The sequence below is a fragment of the Sphaerospermopsis reniformis genome, from assembly GCF_005402885.1.
Lineage (GTDB): Bacteria > Cyanobacteriota > Cyanobacteriia > Cyanobacteriales > Nostocaceae > Sphaerospermopsis > Sphaerospermopsis kisseleviana.
The window spans coordinates 1-19,548 of sequence record NZ_BJCE01000097.1; the positions used below are offsets into that span (position 1 = coordinate 1).

15 protein-coding genes are annotated in these 19,548 nt (G+C 36.9%); 9 read left to right on the forward strand and 6 right to left on the reverse strand.

Annotation, left to right across the window (positions count from 1 at the left end; all coding sequences use genetic code 11):
* Window positions 1-137: 137 nt before the first annotated feature.
* The 3 genes from FFR48_RS14610 (at window position 138) to FFR48_RS14620 (ending at window position 2,869) form a co-directional block, all read left to right on the forward strand.
* Window positions 138-629 carry an LptA/OstA family protein gene (locus FFR48_RS14610; protein ID WP_137667865.1) on the forward strand — a complete coding sequence of 164 codons (492 nt, stop codon included), beginning with the start codon at window positions 138-140 and terminating at the stop codon, window positions 627-629.
* A 32-nt stretch (window positions 630-661) separates the two neighbouring features.
* Window positions 662-1,390 carry an LPS export ABC transporter ATP-binding protein gene (gene lptB / locus FFR48_RS14615; RefSeq protein WP_096569614.1) on the forward strand — a complete coding sequence of 243 codons (729 nt, stop codon included), beginning with the start codon at window positions 662-664 and terminating at the stop codon, window positions 1,388-1,390.
* A gap of 363 nt (window positions 1,391-1,753) precedes the next feature.
* Window positions 1,754-2,869 (forward strand): LptF/LptG family permease, encoded by a 1,116-nt coding sequence (locus FFR48_RS14620; protein ID WP_096572731.1) that lies wholly within the window; start codon window positions 1,754-1,756, stop codon window positions 2,867-2,869.
* Window positions 2,870-2,958: 89 nt separating this feature from the next.
* Here the strand turns inward: FFR48_RS14620 and FFR48_RS14625 are convergent, their stop codons facing one another.
* The 3 genes from FFR48_RS14625 to FFR48_RS14635 form a co-directional block, all read right to left on the reverse strand.
* Complete coding sequence (locus tag FFR48_RS14625) at window positions 2,959-3,516, reverse strand: Uma2 family endonuclease (protein WP_096569612.1); 558 nt, start codon at window positions 3,514-3,516, stop codon at window positions 2,959-2,961.
* A 150-nt stretch (window positions 3,517-3,666) separates the two neighbouring features.
* Entirely contained in the window at window positions 3,667-7,179 is a 3,513-nt protein-coding gene (gene mfd, locus FFR48_RS14630; RefSeq protein WP_137667866.1) for a transcription-repair coupling factor, read from the reverse strand.
* 51 nt (window positions 7,180-7,230) lie between these two features.
* Window positions 7,231-7,389 carry a hypothetical protein gene (locus FFR48_RS14635; RefSeq protein ID WP_162501886.1) on the reverse strand — a complete coding sequence of 53 codons (159 nt, stop codon included), beginning with the start codon at window positions 7,387-7,389 and terminating at the stop codon, window positions 7,231-7,233.
* A 6-nt stretch (window positions 7,390-7,395) separates the two neighbouring features.
* Between FFR48_RS14635 and FFR48_RS14640 the strand changes: the two genes are divergently transcribed.
* Window positions 7,396-8,706 (forward strand): hemolysin family protein, encoded by a 1,311-nt coding sequence (locus FFR48_RS14640; RefSeq protein WP_096569607.1) that lies wholly within the window; start codon window positions 7,396-7,398, stop codon window positions 8,704-8,706.
* A gap of 480 nt (window positions 8,707-9,186) precedes the next feature.
* Window positions 9,187-9,798, forward strand: a complete 612-nt coding sequence (locus FFR48_RS14645; RefSeq protein ID WP_096569605.1) for an exopolysaccharide biosynthesis protein — start codon at window positions 9,187-9,189, stop codon at window positions 9,796-9,798.
* 16 nt (window positions 9,799-9,814) lie between these two features.
* On the opposite strand, the gene pabB is transcribed toward FFR48_RS14645, so the two are convergent.
* From pabB to rpiA, 3 genes are all read right to left on the reverse strand, one after another.
* Window positions 9,815-11,899 (reverse strand): aminodeoxychorismate synthase component I, encoded by a 2,085-nt coding sequence (gene pabB, locus FFR48_RS14650; protein ID WP_137667867.1) that lies wholly within the window; start codon window positions 11,897-11,899, stop codon window positions 9,815-9,817.
* A gap of 59 nt (window positions 11,900-11,958) precedes the next feature.
* Window positions 11,959-13,140, reverse strand: a complete 1,182-nt coding sequence (locus FFR48_RS14655; protein WP_137667868.1) for an aldo/keto reductase — start codon at window positions 13,138-13,140, stop codon at window positions 11,959-11,961.
* A 107-nt stretch (window positions 13,141-13,247) separates the two neighbouring features.
* Window positions 13,248-13,958 carry a ribose-5-phosphate isomerase RpiA gene (gene rpiA, locus FFR48_RS14660; RefSeq protein WP_096569597.1) on the reverse strand — a complete coding sequence of 237 codons (711 nt, stop codon included), beginning with the start codon at window positions 13,956-13,958 and terminating at the stop codon, window positions 13,248-13,250.
* Between the two features lie 219 nt (window positions 13,959-14,177).
* On the opposite strand from rpiA, the gene FFR48_RS14665 reads away from it, so the two are divergent.
* From FFR48_RS14665 to FFR48_RS14680, 4 genes are all read left to right on the forward strand, one after another.
* Complete coding sequence (locus FFR48_RS14665; protein WP_137667869.1) at window positions 14,178-14,900, forward strand: S-layer homology domain-containing protein; 723 nt, start codon at window positions 14,178-14,180, stop codon at window positions 14,898-14,900.
* 186 nt (window positions 14,901-15,086) lie between these two features.
* Entirely contained in the window at window positions 15,087-16,982 is a 1,896-nt protein-coding gene (gene dxs, locus FFR48_RS14670; protein WP_137667870.1) for a 1-deoxy-D-xylulose-5-phosphate synthase, read from the forward strand.
* 544 nt (window positions 16,983-17,526) lie between these two features.
* On the forward strand, window positions 17,527-18,711 hold the full coding sequence (locus FFR48_RS14675; protein WP_137667871.1) for a DNA cytosine methyltransferase: 1,185 nt from the start codon (window positions 17,527-17,529) through the stop codon (window positions 18,709-18,711).
* A gap of 35 nt (window positions 18,712-18,746) precedes the next feature.
* A complete protein-coding gene (locus FFR48_RS14680) occupies window positions 18,747-19,409 on the forward strand; it encodes a type II restriction-modification system restriction endonuclease (RefSeq protein WP_137667872.1) in 663 nt (220 codons plus the stop codon).
* The last annotated feature ends 139 nt before the right edge of the window (window positions 19,410-19,548 follow it).

Consider the following 19,548-nt stretch of genomic DNA (forward strand, 5'->3'; position numbering starts at 1 on the left):
ACATCTGACACTATTCCCCAGTCCCCAGTCCCCAGTCCCCAGTCCCCAGTCCCCAGTCACCAGTCCCCAGTCACCAGTCCCCAGTCCCCAGTCCCCAGTCACCTGCTATAACCTGAAAACTTTTATCACAAATTACTATGATAACTCCCTATCACTTGCTAAAATCACAGATGCACCGTCTAGGATTAGCTGTAATGCTGCCTGTAGCCCTCTTGGGTACAGTTACCCTTACTAACCAACTTCCCACCGCTACAGCCCAATCTTCTGGGGGAAACCGTCCCCTGACTATTCGCTCGGATGTCCAAGAATATGATGCTAAAGCTCAAGTAATCACTGCTCGCGGTAACGTGCAGATGTTGTATCCTGCACGTCAAATACAAGCCACAGCCGCCCAAGCACAATACTTTAGCAAAGAACGACGCATTGATTTCAGTGGCAACGTCTATATTTTGCAACAAGGTAATAACAGTATTAGGGCAGAAAGAGTCACTTATTTAATTGACGAAGGTCGATTTATCGCCTTACCTCAGTCCAATCGTCAGGTAGAATCTGTTTACATGGTGGATGATGGTGATATGAGTGGACAAACCGCTAAACCAGCGCCCAGAACACCACCCCTCAAGCGTTAAAATTAGTATTCATTACCACAAAAACGCGAATAGTGAAAATTGTTTTAGAAAATATTCATAAATCTTATGGCAAGCGAGTCATTGTCAATCGCGTTAATCTTTCTGTAGCCCAAGGTGAAATTGTGGGTTTACTTGGACCCAATGGTGCTGGTAAAACCACAACATTTTATATTGCCACAGGTTTAGAAAAACCTAATCAGGGTAGGGTGTGGTTAGATAATTTAGATATTACGGGAATGCCAATGCACAAACGAGCTAGATTGGGTATTGGCTATTTGGCACAGGAAGCTAGTGTATTTCGGCAACTGTCTGTTATAGATAATATTCTCTTGGTTTTAGAACAAACTAATGTGCCACGTAGGGAATGGTCAAGCCGGTTGGGTGATTTATTAACAGAGTTTCGCTTAGAAAAAGTTGCCAATAGTAAAGGTATTCAACTTTCTGGAGGTGAACGACGACGGACAGAGTTAGCCAGGGCTTTAGCAGCAGGTAGACAAGGTCCAAAATTTTTATTTTTGGATGAACCCTTTGCCGGAGTTGATCCTATAGCAGTTTCAGAAATTCAGCAAATTGTAGCACAACTGCGCGATCGCGGTATGGGCATTTTAATTACAGATCACAATGTCCGCGAAACTCTCGCTATTACTGATCGTGCCTACATTATGCGGGAAGGGCAAATTCTCGCTTTTGGTATTGCCGATGAACTTTATAATAATCCCCTTGTTCGACAATATTATTTAGGTGATAATTTTAATGTTTAAAAATAGGGAATAGGTAATTGGTAATAATTATTTTTCTTCTGACTTCTGACTCCTGTACGGGCGTTCGCGAAGCGTGCTGGAAGCATCAGCATTCGGACGACCAATTATCAATTTTTGTCCCAGGTTATTTTCCTGTAAGGGCGAAGCATTCGGACGACCAATTATCAATTTTTATCACAGCTTATTTTCCTGTAAGGGCGAAGCATTCGGACGATAAATTATCAATTTTTATCACAGGCTATTTTCCGAATGCTTCGCCCCTACGACTTCTGAGTCCTGAAATTTTTATTTTTAATTTCTCTTATGGCATCTAAGCAAATTAAATCTTTCTATACCCTTAATTCACTGCTGCCTTTTTCGATCATGGATCGTTATTTGGCGATGCAGTTACTTCCGCTTTTTTTATTTGGAGTTGGGGCATTTACTTCTGTAGTTTTAGCCATTGATAGTTTATTTGAATTATTACGAAAAGTCGTAGAATCTGGACTACCAATTAATATCGCTCTCAAGGTTTTTGTCTTAAAATTACCCTATGTAATGGTTTATTCTTTCCCCATGTCCACCTTACTCGCTACGTTGATGACTTACAGCAAGTTATCTAGTGAAAGTGAACTAATTGCTTTAAGGGGATGTGGTGTAAGTGTATATCGGATGGTATTCACGGCTGTTTTATTAAGTAGTTTAGTCACAGGTATGACTTATGTATTTAATGAACAAATAGCCCCAGCCGCCAATTATGAAGCAACTCGAACTTTAGAACAAGCACTGCAATCAGACAAACCATCATTTAAACAACAAAATATTTATTATCCTGAATACCGGGAAGAAAAAGCAGCAGATGGTAGCACAAATAAAATCTTATCTCGCTTGTTTTATGCCGATCAATTTGACGGTAAGCAAATGAAAGGTTTAACAATTATCGACCGTTCTAGAGAAGGAGTTAATCAAATTTTAGTTTCCGAATCTGCTGCATGGAATCCTGCTCAACAAGTTTGGGATTTTTATAATGGTACAATTTATTTAGTTGCACCAGACCGTTCTTATCGGAATATTTTGCGGTTTGAACATCAACAATTGCAACTTCCCCGCACGCCTTTAAATGTTGCAGAAAATAGTCGAGATTATGGAGAAATGAATATTTCTCAAGCCCTAGAACAATTAAAAATTGAACGTTTAGCAGGTAATCCCCAAAGAATTAGAAAATTAGAAGTAAGAATTCAACAAAAAATTGCCTTTCCCTTTGTTTGTATTATTTTTGGTTTAGTGGGTTCGGCGATGGGAACTATACCTCAACGTACTGGTAGAGGTACGAGTTTTGGTATTAGTGTGATCGTGATTTTTAGTTATTACTTATTATTATCAGTTTCTGGGGCTTTAGCACAGGCAGAAATTCTTTCTCCCGTTGTCGGTGCTTGGTTGCCTAACTTGTTTGGTTTGGGAGTTGGTCTATTTCTGTTAATGCGAGTTGCCCAAAGATAAGGTCTTAATTAACTGACTGAAAAACTATTCCTCTCCGGTAATTAAAAGTGCATAACCTTCATTGCTAATAAAACAAATACCCAACTTATTTAAAATATCTCACTCACATGAATACTCACATCAGGAAAAGCGAAAATTGATAAACTTTGATTTTTCTCTAAAGTTTGCATATCTTGATAAATTCCCTGGTGAGGATGGCGATATACTTCTATTATTTTCTGATTAACATCTATTAACCAAACTTCAGGAATATTTGCTTCTGCATACAAGGGAATTTTCACTTGGCGATCATATTTTACAGTTGTATCAGCAACTTCTATTATTAAAAATATATCTTCTGGTTGGGGGTGTGCATTTCTATAAAAATCAGGACGGGGTTTTAATAATGCTATATCCGGTTGTGGTTCGGAAATTTCATCTAATTCTACAGGATTTTGCACATTAATTAACGCACGTCCTCCCAATAGTAAAGCTAGTAAATTTGTTAGAAATATAACACAACCTGAGTGTCTTGTACCAATAGGTGACATATCAATCATTTCCCCCCGAATTAATTCCACTCGATCATTTTCTGATAAAATACCAGATTCAGCCATTTTGTGAAATTGCTTAACTGTAAATTGGTGTCTGAGTAGTTGTACAACCATTGTCACCTCTATGGGAATTTTATTTAATTAATTGAGATGTTTATTTTATAGTAGGTTGGGTTAAGCGATAGCGCAACCCAAAAAACCCAAAAAACCCAACAACAATATTAATTATGTTGGGTTTCCTTGCGTCAACCCAACCTACTAAAACTAGACTAAAGCTACTTCAGGAATAACTCCTTGCATTTTAGAAAAAACATCAATTAATGTCTGTAATTGTTGTTCAGCTTTAAATACTCCTAAACCCCTCGCTGTTACTTTTCCTTGAGAATAAACAAAGCGATTTCGCATCGAGTCTGTTAACTTTTCTGCTAACAAATTCCAAGCAGGTTCTTCCATTGGAGTTTCTAAAACTATATGCTGTTTATTCTCTGGTTTAATGCGACTAAAACCTAAAGCTTTCGCTAATTGTTTTAATTCCATCACCCGTAAAAGTTGATTTGCAGGAACAGGAATTGCACCATATCTATCAGTCCATTCTGCGGCAATTCCTTTTAATTCTTCTTGAGATTTTGCTGTTGCAACCGCACGGTAAGCACTCATTTTTTGATCTATATCGGTAATGTAGGTTGAAGGAATAAATGCAGTGAGATTCAGGTCAATTTGGGTATCTTCAACCTGGGGTATTTCTTGACCTCTAATTTCTCGAATTGCTTCCTCTAACATTTCCATGTACAAATCAAATCCGATAGCATCCATTTGACCAGATTGTTCAGCACCAAGCAAGTTTCCTACACCACGAATTTCCATATCTCGCATTGCTAGTTGATAACCAGAACCGAGTTGAGTAAATTCTTGAATTGCTCTTAATCTTTGTCTAGCTGCATCGGATAATTCTCTTTGTTTGGGGTAAAATAACCATGCGTGAGCTTGGATTCCTGCTCGTCCTACTCGTCCTCTTAATTGATATAATTGCGATAAACCAAAACGGTGTGCATCTTCAATTAAAATGGTGTTAACTCGCGGAATATCTAAACCAGATTCGATAATTGTCGTACAAACTAAGATGTCAGCTTCATGGTTGCTAAAAGTGAGCATAGTTGATTCTAACTCACTTTCATCCATTTGACCGTGAGCGATCGCAAATCTTCCCCCTGGGATCATTTCCCTTAATTTTGCTGTTGTTTCTTCAATTCCTTCGACTCTGGGAACGACATAAAAAACCTGTCCACCTCTATCTAATTCCTGTCTAATTGCACTTCTAACAATTTCTGGATTTAAAGGTGCTAAATGAGTTTGAATTGGTCTTCTGGTTGGGGGTGGTGTGGTAATTAAACTCATTTCCCGAATCCCAGATAAAGACATATATAAGGTTCTAGGAATAGGAGTTGCTGATAAAGTTAACACATCAACTTGTGTTTTTAAACTCTTGATTTTTTCTTTTTGATTAACACCAAATCTTTGTTCTTCATCAATTACTAAAAGTCCTAAATCTTTAAATTGCACACCTTTTCCTAATAATTGATGTGTTCCCACAACAATATCTAATTCTCCAGTCGCTAGACGTTTTTGAATGTTGCGTTTTTCTTCTGCACTGCGGAAACGATTTAATAAACCGACATTCACAGGATAAGGTGAAAACCGTTCTTTAATGGTGTGATAATGTTGCTGAGTTAAAATTGTCGTTGGGGCTAAAAGTGCCACTTGCTTACCAGCAGTAACAGCTTTAAAAATTGCCCTAATTGCTACTTCAGTTTTCCCAAAACCCACATCACCACAAACCAAGCGATCCATCGGTCTTTCACTTTCCATATCCCGCTTGACATCTTGCACAGCTTTGAGTTGATCTGTGGTAGGTTGATAGGGGAAAGAATCTTCCATTTCTGCTTGCCAAGGCATATCTTGGGGATAAGAGAAACCTTGTTGTTGAGAACGGGCAGCATATAATTTTAGCAAATCTACCGCTAATTTTTTAATAGATTTTCTAACTTTGTTTTTAGTATTTTCCCAAGCTTTACCCGTCATTTTATGTAATGCTGGGGGGTTATCAGCATTAGTTCTAAACCGAGACAAAGAACCAACTTGATCCGCCGCAACTCTCAGCACACCATCAGCATATTGAACAACTATATAATCACGGGTTTCATGATTAATTGTCAAACTTTCTAATTTGATAAATTTACCAATGCCGTGACTACGATGAACAACAAAATCACCTGGTCTTAATTTATTCGGATCAACTTGTTTAGATTTAGCTTGACGACGTTTACGAACATAACCAAAATTAGCTAAAGAATGTTGTCCGTAAAATTCGCGGTCTGTAACAATAACAATCCGAAAAGAAGGTAAAATGAAACCTTCTAATTCTGCTAAACCGGAATATTTCAGGGCGACTGGTGTATGATTGATTTGTAGTTTATCAATTGCTTGATAATCACGAGGATTAGGGATAAACTGAGCAGGACAATCATGTTCTTGCAGTAAAGCTACAGAACGGGAAGGTTGAGCAGAAATTAACCAAACTGCAAATTTACGTTCTCTTTCTTGTCTGAGGGTTTCTGCTAATTTAGCAAATTGATGAGGTGTAACAGGTAAAGGTCTACTCGCTAAATTAGTACCGCTATTTTCTTCCGCTAATTCTGATAAATATAACTGGTGGAATTTGTGAAAACTGCTAATTTCCGCCAAACATTCATCAAAAGTTTTATGAATTTTAGAAACACGACAAGATTCTTCCCCAGTCACCAGTCCCCAGTCCCCAGTCACCATTCCCCACTGTTCATCCGCATTTTCTACCCAGCGATCGCTATGGGCGTGACATTGTTCTACCTCATCAATAGCAATGAGGGTATTTTCAGGTAAATAATCTAAAATTGAAGCGGGTTTATTAAAAGCTAAACCTAAAAATCTTCTACTTCCTTCTAATGATTGTAATTCCGATTCCTGTAGAGAAGTTTCATGAAACGTCTCTACAATAGTTGTAAAATTGGGATGATTTTTTAATGCTGCTAAAACAATCGGCGCAAAGCTAGTAGGAGTAAGAGAAATTTGATTAATCTTATCTAAAGCAGAACGTTGGGTAGAGGGGTCAAATTCCCGAATTTTTTCAATTTCATCCCCAAACCATTCTAAACGGACTGGTAACTCAGAAGATACGGGAAAAACATCAACAATATCCCCTCGTCTACTCCATTGACCTTCAGTTTCTACTAAAGAAACCCGTTCATAACCTAAAGCGGTAATTTTTTCACTAAACTCATCTAAATCATATTCCATCCCCTTTTGTAAAGAGAGACAAAAAGATTTAAATACCTCTGGGGGTGGTAAATGTGGTTGTAGCGCCCCGATAGTAGCGATAATAGCTGTGTTTTTTTTAGACGACTGACCACTAATCAAATCTGCCAAAACCTGCATTTGACCCCAACTTAACTCAGTTTCTGGGTCAAAAGGTTCATAGGGGGAAGCTTCCGAAGTGGGGTAAAAATGTACAGTATTCCATCCCATCGCTTCCATTTGGGCATAAACCCGTCCAGCTTCTTCCAGAGTGGCACAGATCACGCATAAATCCCTACCCTCATGATGAGCCAAAGCGGAAGTAACTAAACCCTTGGGTAAGCGAGAAATGCCATTTAACCGCAATTCTTGATGTTTTTTGAGTTTAGTGTTTAGTTCGGTGGTGAGAGGCGATCGCGTCAAAGCACGCACAATAGAAGAAAAAGCCATAAGTGTTACTAGCGTGAGAAGTCTTGAAAAGTGGGAAAATCTAGATTGTAGTTATATGTAAACCATTTTAGGTGATTGGTGATTGGGGACTGGTGATTGGTGACTGGTGACTGGGGGAAAATCTTTACTTTCTGACTCCTGCCTCCTGACTCCTGACTCCTGACTCCTGCCTCCTGACTCCTGACTCCTGACTCCTTGAACTCCTTCCAAAACAAAATGTCATCTATCACTATTGAAATTTTAATCATTTTGGCGCTAATTCTTGCCAACGGCGTGTTTTCCATGTCTGAAATGGCCATAGTTTCCGCCCGTAAGGTCAGATTACAGCAACTAGCCAATCAAGGAAACCTCAACGCCCAAGCTGCACTGCAACTGGCAGAGTCTCCTAATCATTTTTTATCTCTGGTGCAGGTAGGGATTACACTGATTAATATTCTCAATGGTGTTTTCGGTGGTGCTACCATTGCCCAAAGGCTAGAGAGATATGTTCAGTTAGTTCCTTTTTTGGCAGATTATAGCCAACCTATTGCTTTTGGAGTGGTGGTTTTAGTCATCACCTATTTATCATTGATTGTGGGTGAACTTGTACCCAAGCGGTTAGCATTAAACAACCCAGAAAAAATAGCCTCATCTGTAGCCCTTCCCATGCGGGCTTTAGCGGCGTTAGCTTCTCCTGTGGTTTATCTTTTAAGTGTTTCCACAGAAACAGTATTGCGAATTTTAGGAGTTAGACCTTCTCAAGAACCGCAAGTTACAGAAGAAGAAATCAAGATTTTAATAGAACAGGGAACAGAAGCGGGGACTTTTGAAGAAGCGGAACAGGATATGGTAGAGAGGGTTTTTCGTTTAGGCGATCGCCCTGTGAGTTCTCTAATGACACCCCGCCCGGATATTGTTTGGTTAGACTTGGAAGACTCCCCAGAAGAAAACCGTCACAAAATGTCTGAAAGTGCCTATTCTCGTTATCCCGTATGTCAAGAGGGACTTGATCATGTTTTAGGTGTTATTCCTGTGACTGATTTATTAGCCAGGAGTTTACGCCATGAACCTTTTGATTTAACAATAGGATTACGTCAACCCATATTTGTCCCCGAAAGTACCAAGGGTTTAAAAGTTTTAGAGTTATTTAAACAAACCGCCACTCATATTGCTTTAGTAGTTGATGAATATGGAGTCATTCAAGGATTAGTAACGCTCAATGATATTATGAGTGAAATTGTCGGTGATGTTCCTGCACAACCTGGACAGGAAGAACCCCAAGCAGTGCAAAGAGAAGATGGTTCTTGGTTGGTAGATGGGATGTTACCAGTAGAGGAGTTTTTTGAACTTTTTGATATAGAAGAATTGGCAATAGAAGAAAGAGGTAATTTTCAAACTTTAGGCGGTTTAGTTATTACTCATTTAGGGCGTATTCCCGCAGCAGCGGATTATTTTGAATGGGAAAATATGAGAATTGAAGTTATGGATATGGATGGAAATAGAGTTGATAAAGTGTTGGTTATTCCTAAAGAAAAGGGTAATGGGTAATTGGTAATAGGTAATAGGTAATTGGTAATTGGTAATTGGTAAGAACAATATAGGAATCCTATTTGATTATTGAACAAAACTTCCTACACCGAAATTATCTAAAACCCTTTTGCCTGCCTACACAAATAATTGCAGGAATCAAATCGGATCACTATAGTATAACATTAAATATAGGACTCCTATTTGATTATTGAAAAAAACTCCGTACACCAAAATTCTCTAAAAGCCTTTTGCATGAGTGCCTGGTTGGTGAGCGAAGTCGAACTATTTCCTCTTGCCTGCCTACACAGATAAATTCAGAAATCAAACCGGATGACTATATACTCAGTAAGTGAACATAATCATATACTTTGTGATGCTGTAGCTGTTGAAATTTAATATCAATCAACATCATCCATTCACCCGTAACCAATAAACTACGAAAATTGCCAATGGATAAATATGTGATTATAGTATTGGTTGATGATTCAATAGGATTTTATGCCCCTAAAATTTTCTCAAGATATTAAATTATTATTGCAACATTTAGCTGAAAAACCTCTGACTTTGGGTGACGTGATTTCAGAAACATCAGAACGGGGTTTTAGCTTAGTGATTGCATTATTGGTATTACCCTTCTTGTTACCAACACCACCAGGGTTAAGCACTCCTCTAGGTGTAGCTTGCTTATTAATGTCAGGACAAATGGCACTGGGAAGGCGTACACCCTGGCTTCCTAAAAAAATTGCCTCCCTTAAATTCCCTGATTGGTTTGCTCAAACACTGTTGCGAAATTTACAGCGTGTAACCAGAATCTTAGAAAAAATCACCCGTCCACGCCTCCAGAAAATTGCTGAAAATCAATTAACTTGGCGGTTTAATGGGATGTGTCTAACCTGGTTAGCAATATTATTAATGTCCCCATATCCCCCTGCTACTAATCCTATTCCTGCTGTGGGAATGTTAATTTTAGCAGTCGCAACCATCGAATCTGATGGAATATTGATGTGTATTGGCTACGTAGCTACTTTTTTGAATACTTTGTTTTTTGGCTTCGCTTTTTATATTTTATATACAGGAGCTACTTATTTATTGCCTAATGTTTTTCGCTAGAAGTAGTTGCTAATTATCAAATTATCTTTAAAGCATCAACTACAGCTTCCGCTTTTAACAACATTTCTGCTAATTCTGCTTGGGGGTTTGATAAAATTACAATTCCCCCACCCACACCTATAGAAGTTTGTTGATCTGTTAAAATTGCAGTCCGAATCACAATGTTTAAATCTGCTGCACCATGACAACTTAAAAAACCAATTGCACCAGAATACACACCTCTTGCTTTTGGTTCTAATTTATCTATAATTTCCATAGTTCTAATTTTTGGCGCACCTGTCATTGAACCACCAGGAAAAGCATTTTTAATACAGTCAATAGCATCCATTTCTGGACGTAATAAACCCCTAATTGTAGTTACTAATTGATGTACTGTACTATAGGTTTCTACATCCATTAATTTGGGAACATGAACACTACCAACTTGACAAACTCTCCCTAAGTCATTACGCAATAAATCAACTATCATTAAATTCTCAGAACGATCTTTTTCACTGTTACGTAAACTTGCTTTTAAAAGTTCATCTTCTTGGGGTGTTTTTCCCCTGGGTAATGTTCCTTTAATGGGTTTTGTTTCTACCCAACCTTGGGAATTTATACTTAAAAATCTTTCCGGTGAAGAACAAGCTATAGTGAAATTATCGAACTTTAAAAAAGCCGAATAAGGTGCAGGGTTAATTTTTCTGAGTGTGCGATAAAATTCTAAAGGTTCTGGTGTAAATTCTGTAGATAATTTATTGGTTAAACAAACTTGATAAGTTTCACCTTCATAAATTTCTTTTAATGATGTTTGAATATCCTCAAGATAATTTTTTTCAGACTGTTGTAAATTAAATTTAATCTTTTCTTGTGGTTGAGGTTTAAGTTTAGATTTAATAATTGGTTGAAGAGGTGATAATGTTTGTAATTTTAATTCTGTCTCTGAAAACCATGTTTTTGCAGTTTCTTCATCTGTCGTTAAACAGACTAAATAAATAACTTGTTCTTGATGATCAAAAGCAATGATTCTATCTGCTAAAATAAACATAGCATCGGGTAATTCAGAATTATGTACTAAATTTCCTCCACATTCTGCTTTTAATTCATATCCAAAATAACCCACAAAACCACAGTTAAAATCAAAGGGTAATTCCTCATTTACACAATTTACACAATTTACACAATATCTATTTTTAATTTCTCGTTGTAAATAATCAAAAATACTTTCATGATAAGTTGTAATTTTACCACCTTGCGTAATTTTAATTTCTTGATTTTGGGTTTGATATTCAACTAATAAACTATGAACACCGCTATTATCTCCCATAAAGGAAAACCGAGATAAACCAGGTTCATATCTACTACTATCTAACCAAAAGGTATTTACCTTGTCACCAAAAAGCTGTGTAAATACCTGTTCTGCATCAGGATATATATCTAATTTTTTACTATAAACTTGATATTGTTGCTGTTGATGATTTTGATGTTTTTTGGGTAAAAGTACGTTTTGATGATTTGTATTTTCTGGAATTTGATAATTATAAAAATTAGCTGTTATATTTCTAAAGTTGTGAAAAATCTCTTTTCCATATTCAGTACAAATTGATTCAGGATGAAATTGTACACCCCAAAAAGGTAAATTTCGATGACGTAAACCCATGACTACACCTTCTGGAGTCCAAGCAATTTTTTCTAAACATTCGGGTATGTCATCCGCAACAACTAAAGAATTATAACAAACAGCTAAAAATGAAGATGGTAAACCTTGAAATAATTGACAATGATTATGATAAACTTCACTTAAACGACCATGTTTAATTTCTGGTGCATGGATAATTTTACCACCATAAAAATAACCTAAACCTTGATGTCCTAAACACACACCCAAAACAGGTACTTGAATATTCTGTAAAACCTGACCACAAATACCAAAATCTTCTATTTTTTCTGGTCTACCTGGTCCTGGAGAAATAACCACATTATCAAAATCAATCTTGGTCAAATTTTCCCAGTCAACTTCATCATTACGGATGACAATGGGATTTTTTCCATTTACTTCCGCAATCAATTGATATAAATTAAAGGTGTAAGAATCATAATTATCAATGATTAGAGTTTTCACAAATAGGGAGTAGGTGACAGGTGACAGGTGACAGTAAGAAAGGAATAGGGATAAGTGAACTAACTTTGAGATAATCTTTTTACATCTTTCCCCTTTAACATTGCATTAGCTTTAGCTAACATTTGAGGTATTTTCTCAGCATGAGGACTGTTAACTAAACATCCTCTCAAATCTAATTCATCTAATTTATCTGCTTGATTACCAGGAAACCAGTGATTACCATTACCTAAGAGATTATAACGCATTTTTCCATATTCCACCATGTCATAAGCTAAAGCTAAATTCAACAACCATAACACATATTTAATATTAATTTGTCCTGGTGTTTCTTCCCAACTTGGTAAATTTTGATCCCAAGATTTTACCCAATCTTCCCCTAAAACTTCTATAGCAGCATTTTCTAACCTTTCGATAATTGGAGGTAAGATTTCATCAGCTTTGTCTAATAATTCTAAGGTTTTTAAATGTTCATCAAAATCACTGGGTTTTGCAGCACCAATACTTAATGTATTTACCTGGGGATGACTTAAACAAAATAAGTCATTAAATACCATTGGACTTAATGGATAACATAACTTAACCAACTTTTCAGATGGTTGATATAACAAACCTCCTTTATTAGAAGGACTGATAATAAACACCCCCATATCTAACTTATTAGCAGCTTCAATTGCTGACCAATTCCATTGATTGATATAATACCAATGGAGGTTAATATAATCAAATTCATTGGTATTAATTGCCTGTAAAATTATTTCTAAAGGTGCATGAGTAGAAAAACCGATAAATCTGACTTTTCCTGCTTTTTGTAGTTCCTTAGCAACCTCTAAACAACCACCTTCACCAAGACTATAATCTAAAAATTCGGCATTATTAATACCATGTAAACCTAATAAATCAACATAGTCTAAATTGAGATATGATAAAGATTTTTCAAATGTTTTTCTAAATTCCTTAGCATCTGCAACAGGAGAAACTTTAGTTTGGACAATTAACTTTTCACGGGGAAATGTAGGTAAAATTCTCCCTAACTGCATTTCCGAAGTTCCATAACCCCTAGCAGTTTCAATATGATTAATACCTAAATCAAAAGCGCGATGAATAACAGCTTTTAAATTTTCCTGATTATCTTGAGGAATTTCCTCTAGTTTAACATCTTGCCATTTAAATTGATAACGCATTCCCCCGCAGGAAAACACCGGCATTTGTAAATTTGTGCGTCCAAATCTTCTGTATAACATCACGGAATTTTAGATAATAATCATGTACTTTCTTTGCGCCTTTGCGTCTTGGCGTCTTGGCGTGAGCTTTTTTCATAGGTGGGAAAAACCCACCCTTTTTATTTTACCTACATTTGACGAACAACAGGTTGACCATCAATAACTTCACCAATTAAAACCTGACTGACACAGTTAACAAAGATGCCATTTTCCAAAACACCAGGAATATTATTCAGTGTTGTTTCCAAAGTTACAGGATCATCAATACTATCAAATCTGACATCTACCACCATGTTACCTTGGTCAGTGATTACAGGACCTGCTTTTTTCACACCCATACGTAATTCTGGCTGACCACCGAGTTTTTTGATAGCATTAATGACTGGAGTAATAGCCATCGGAATGACTTCCACAGGTACCGCAAAAACAGAACCCAAACGGTCAACCAACTTACCGCTATCAACTACCACAATAAATTCTTTTGCTAGATAATCTACCACTTTTTCGCGGGTATGTGCAGCACCACCACCTTTAATCAAGTTTTTATGGGGGTCAACTTCATCAGCACCATCAATAGCGATATCAATATGATCAATAGCGTCTAAAGTGGTAAGAGGAACACCGTACTGTTTTGCTAACACTTCCGACTGAAACGAAGTAGGGATACCGACAATATCTTTAAGTTCACCAGACTTGAGGCGATCGCCCAAAAACTGTATAGTGTAAGCTGTAGTTGAACCCGTACCCAACCCAACAATAGAACCTGATTTTACTAGGTTCGCTGCTGCTTTACCAACTTCTTGCTTCATTAACTTTACGGGATCTGCTGATACGGACATTCTCAACTCCTGAAAATTTCACAACATGAAAAATACTCTCATAGCCGAATATACTACAAAATTGGTGATTAGTGATTGGTGATTGGTGATTGGTTAAATAATATATAATCTACAATTACATTAATTATAGATTTATCGGAAAATCAGAAACATTAAAAAACAGTAACCGTCAATATCCAAAAACAAAGTTGATAATAAACAGTGACAATAATCTGGGATATGAAGAAATTAGCAATTTTGACATTGGGGACATTGAACTTATTAACCTTCCTGTCTATATTTCCAGTCATTGCCCAGGAAGTCAACACACCAAAGCCTTCTATTGAAAATAATGTTGAAAATCTTGTTGAAAATACAGACAAGAGCGATTTAGATTATATCCAAAAAGTTGTAGAATCAAAATTAATGGATAACTTACCCGATGGAAAATTTTATCCAGAAAAATTAATCAGTAGGGCAGAATTAGCAGCAATTTTAGTCAAAGCATTTTATTTAGATAAACGCCAAGCAGCTAAACAAGAAAAAACCATAAATGTACCAGATGTTCCGAAATATCATTGGGCATATCAAGATATTCAAACAGTGCTGAAAACCGATATTATGAAAGGATATCGGGGAAATATGTTTTTTCCAAACCAAAGAGTCACTAGGGCAGAAGGTTTAGCAATTTTTGCCCAAGCTTACGGAGTGTTTCAGTTTCCAAATGCAACAGTGAACCAGATTTTATCAAAATACCCTGATCAAAATTCTATACCGACATGGGCAAGAAAGGCGATCGCCACAGTCATAGCAGAAGGTTTCATCAACACAGACCCTAACGGGAATATTAACCCATTAAGCCCCATGACTCGCGGTGACATGGCCTACTTGTTAAGTAGATATTTGCAACGTCAGCAAAAACAGGCAGAAACACCCATAGTTCCCACTACACTGAAATTTTAACGGAGAGATGGGGTGATGGGGTGATGGGGAGAAATTATTTGTATTTTCCCAGTCACCAATCACCAGTCACCAATCACCAGTCAACGTTATATTGATAAAACTGGTGACAGTGAGATTTTTATAGTCCCGGAAGTGGGAAAATCAATTAATGCCAAAAAGTAGAGTTAGAGAGGAAAACCTTATAATATGCACCTGAGTGAAATTACCCATCCTAACCAGTTGCACGGTTTGTCTATTCGGCAGTTACAGCAAATAGCCAAACAAATTAGAGATAAACACTTACAAACCGTAGCCGCAAGTGGGGGACATTTGGGACCAGGTTTAGGAGTTGTAGAATTAACCTTGGGACTATATCAAACATTGGACTTAGATCGGGATAAAGTAATTTGGGATGTAGGACACCAAGCTTATCCCCATAAACTAATTACCGGACGCTACCACGACTTCCACACCCTCAGACAAAAAGACGGAGTAGCGGGATATCTCAAACGTTGTGAAAACCAATTTGATCACTTTGGCGCAGGACACGCTTCTACAAGTATTTCCGCCGCGTTGGGTATGGCCTTAGCCCGTGACTTAAAAGGGGAAAAATTTAAAACAGTAGCGGTGATCGGTGATGGTGCTTTAACCGGCGGTATGGCATTAGAAGCTATTAACCACGCAGGCCACCTCCCTAAAACTAACTTGTTGGTAGTTCTCAATGATAACGAGATGTCCATTTCTCCCAACGTCGGCGCTATTCCCCGCTACTTAAATAAAATGCGCCTCAGTCCCCCGATGCAATTTCTCACTGATAACATTGAGGAACAATTTAAAAATATTCCCTTTGTTGGTGATGAACTAGAACGCATTACCGAAGGGATGAAACGGTTAGCTGTTTCCAAAGTTGGCGCAGTTTTTGAAGAACTAGGTTTTACCTACATGGGTCCAGTGGATGGCCATAATTTAGAAGAACTGATCGCCACCTTCCAACAAGCACATCAAATGACTGGTCCAGTGCTGGTTCACGTAGCCACCGTCAAGGGTAAAGGCTATGAAATGGCAGAAAAAGACCAAGTAGGCTATCATGCCCAAAACCCCTTTAATTTGACCACTGGTAAAGCTATTCCTTCTAGTAAACCTAAACCACCTGCTTACGCAAAAGTCTTTTCTCACACTTTGGTGAAATTAGCAGAACAAAACCCGAAAATAGTCGGTATTACTGCTGCTATGGCTACAGGTACAGGTTTAGATAAATTACAAGCTAAATTACCTAACCAATATATTGATGTGGGTATTGCTGAACAACACGCCGTTACCTTAGCTGCGGGTTTAGCTTGTGAAGGTATGCGTCCGGTAGCTGCCATTTATTCTACCTTCTTACAACGTGCCTACGATCAAATTATCCATGATGTCTGCATTCAAAACCTGCCTGTATTTTTCTGTTTAGATCGGGCAGGTATTGTAGGTGCTGACGGTCCAACTCACCAAGGGATGTATGATATAGCTTATCTGCGTTGTATTCCCAACATGGTGTTAATGGCACCCAAGGACGAAGCAGAACTACAACGGATGACAGTCACAGGTATTGAATATACCGATGGACCGATCGCTATGCGTTTCCCCCGTGGTAATGGTTACGGTGTTCCCTTGATGGAAGAAGGCTGGGAAGCGTTGGAAATTGGTAAAGGGGAAATTCTCCGCCAAGGCGATGATGTGTTAATTGTCGGCTATGGTACAATGGTCTACCCAGGTATGCAAGCAGCAGAAATTCTCAGCGAACACGGTATTGAAGCCACTGTCATTAATGCCCGATTTGTGAAACCTTTGGATACAGATTTAATTGTACCTTTGGCAAAACAAATTGGCCGAGTTGTCACTTTGGAAGAAGGTTGTTTAATGGGTGGTTTTGGTTCTGCGGTAGCGGAAGCTTTACTTGATGCGGATGTGGTTGTACCAGTTAAAAGAATTGGTGTTCCTGATATTTTGGTAGATCATGCCACACCAGATGAATCTAAGGCTAGTTTAGGTTTAACCAGTCAGCAAATTGCAGATAATATTTTGCAAGCTTTCTTTAAGAAAGAATTAGCTGCTGTTAAGTAGTTTTCTTTTCTTGTTCCCATACTCTGTATCTCTTATTATCTCTCGTTCCCATACTCTGTATGGGAATGAATTATTTAAGGCTCTGCCTTTAACATCCTGAAAATCCTCAAATCCTGGTAATCCTGATTCTGACAAAATTTATCTATTTCCTCACGCAAAGACGCAAAGGCGCAAAGAAGATATCCTGTACATTCTTAAATACTGATTCTGATAATCTGCGTTCTTATCCTGAAAATCCTTAAATCCTAGATGTTCTGATTCAGACAATACTACTCCCTTGGATTATTATAAAACCTATCATAACACAACCCTGTCAGAAGTCAAGACCCTTGAAAATACGTTGAATCATTCGCAACCATTCTCAATAATTTCGGGCTAAAAAAGGGTGTTGAAACTTTTTTGGGATTTTGGGGTTAAGAATTGTTAAGATAGTGACGTTAAGACGCAAAGATAAAATTAATTCATTCCTGGGTTTTTCTAGTTCCCATACTTTGCTATAGTAATCATTGAACCACAAAGAAAACGAAGCTATTTTTAGAAGTTAATGAAAACAGAAAAAACACAAGAATTATTAACGGCTATAGAGTTATTTGCAGGTATTGGAGGTTTTCGTTTAGGTTTGGAATCTGCTAATATTCAAACTATTTGGGCAAATGATATTAATGAATTATCTTGTCAAGTTTATCAGAGTAATTTTGGTGATGATTCTATTGTTTTAGGTGACATTAATAATATTTCTATATCCGATATACCTAATCATAATCTTTTAACTGCTGGTTTTCCTTGTCAACCTTTTAGCCCTGCTGGTAAAAAACTAGGAGTTAGAGATCAGGTTAGAGGAACATTATTTGAACGTATTGTGGAAATTATAGCTGTAAAACAACCACAGTATTTTTTATTAGAAAATGTCAAAAGACTTTTAACAATGGAAAATGGTTATCACTTCAAAGTTATTTTAAATGCCTTATCTGAATTAGATTATTTAATTGAATGGAGAATCATTAGTCCTATTAGTTTTAGTATTCCTCAAAATCGAGAAAGAATTTTTATTTTTGGTACTAAGTTTAATTCTGTCAATATCAATTGTGATTTTTTAGAAAAAACATCTGTATTTTTAACCCAAAAAGATTTGATAAATCTAGAAGATATAGATTTTCTCATAGAAAAATATATGTCCCCTATAGCTGAAAGTAAAGGCAAGAATGGTAATTGGGGAATTGCTTATAAAAATAAAATGTTTACTCGCAATATGTCGCTATTACCAGATATTAAACCCAGAAAAATGCTAAAAGATATTTTGCAAGATGAGACAGCAATAGAACCTCAATTTGATTTTACAATTGATACTTTAGAAAGGATTAAAAAAAGTAAGGCTGTGAATCGTTATTGTCAAGGAGTAGAGATATTATATAATCAGGATGGAGGTTCAAGACTGGGTTATACAATATTTGGTATTAATGGTATTGCATCAACATTAACTGCTTCTACTTCCAGACACTATGAACGCTATAAAGTAAATGATAAATATCGACGTTTAACTAACATTGAATATGCGCGGTTAATGGGTTTTCCTGATCATTGGTGTAGAGAAGCAAAAATTTATGATCAATATGCTTTGTTTGGTAATGCAATTGTTCCTGCTTGTGTAGAATGGGTATGTAAAAGAATTGGTAAAAAAAATATTGAGTTTACTAAATCTAATTACCAACAGTTAACTTTAGCTATTTAGTTTTTTATCTCTTTATTTGATGTATTCTGCAAAATATGGAATTACTCACACTTGAATCGTTGAAAATAGCTGCACGTAGTTTTTGCTTAGAACTGAGTGCAACACCAATTTATAATTTATATGGAGTTACAGATGGAAAAGCTGTAGGAACTTACGTAGAATCTGCTTTTAATCAATATTTATCAACGAGGTATGATTACACTCTTGGTAGTGCAGCGTTAGGAATAGATTTTCCTGGTTTAGAAGTTGATTTAAAAGTAACTTCAATCCGACAACCTCAATCTTCATATCCCTTTAAAAATGCCAGTCAAAAAGTATATGGTTTAGGTTATCATCTATTAATATTTAGTTATGAAAAAAATGATGACCATAATTCTCGTACTGCAAATCTAAACTTTCAAAACGTTGTTTTTGTAGATAAAAAACGTACTGGAGATTATCAAACTAGCTACGGTTTACAAGAAATTTTACGCCGTCATGGTAATAAAGATGATGTGGTCGCTTTTTTAGAAGAACGAAATTTTCCGTTAGACGAAATTGGTAGAGAAACACTTGCAGAAAGAATTTTACGTGAACCTCCAGAAATTGGCTATCTGACTATTTCCAATGCTTTACAATGGCGATTACAATATAGTAGAGTGATTCAAGTCTCTATTGCAGGAAACACAACAGGTATAGAAAATATCTTAATTTCTTAATTCACACAAAACTATTTAGGGGTTGCTGAGAAAGTCTTTCCGTGAGGGCATAGGAGTCAGGAGTCAGGAGTCAGGAGTCAGGAGGAGATTTGAAAATTTCTTTGCCATCTCTTGAAATCCCAAAAAATGCACACTTTTT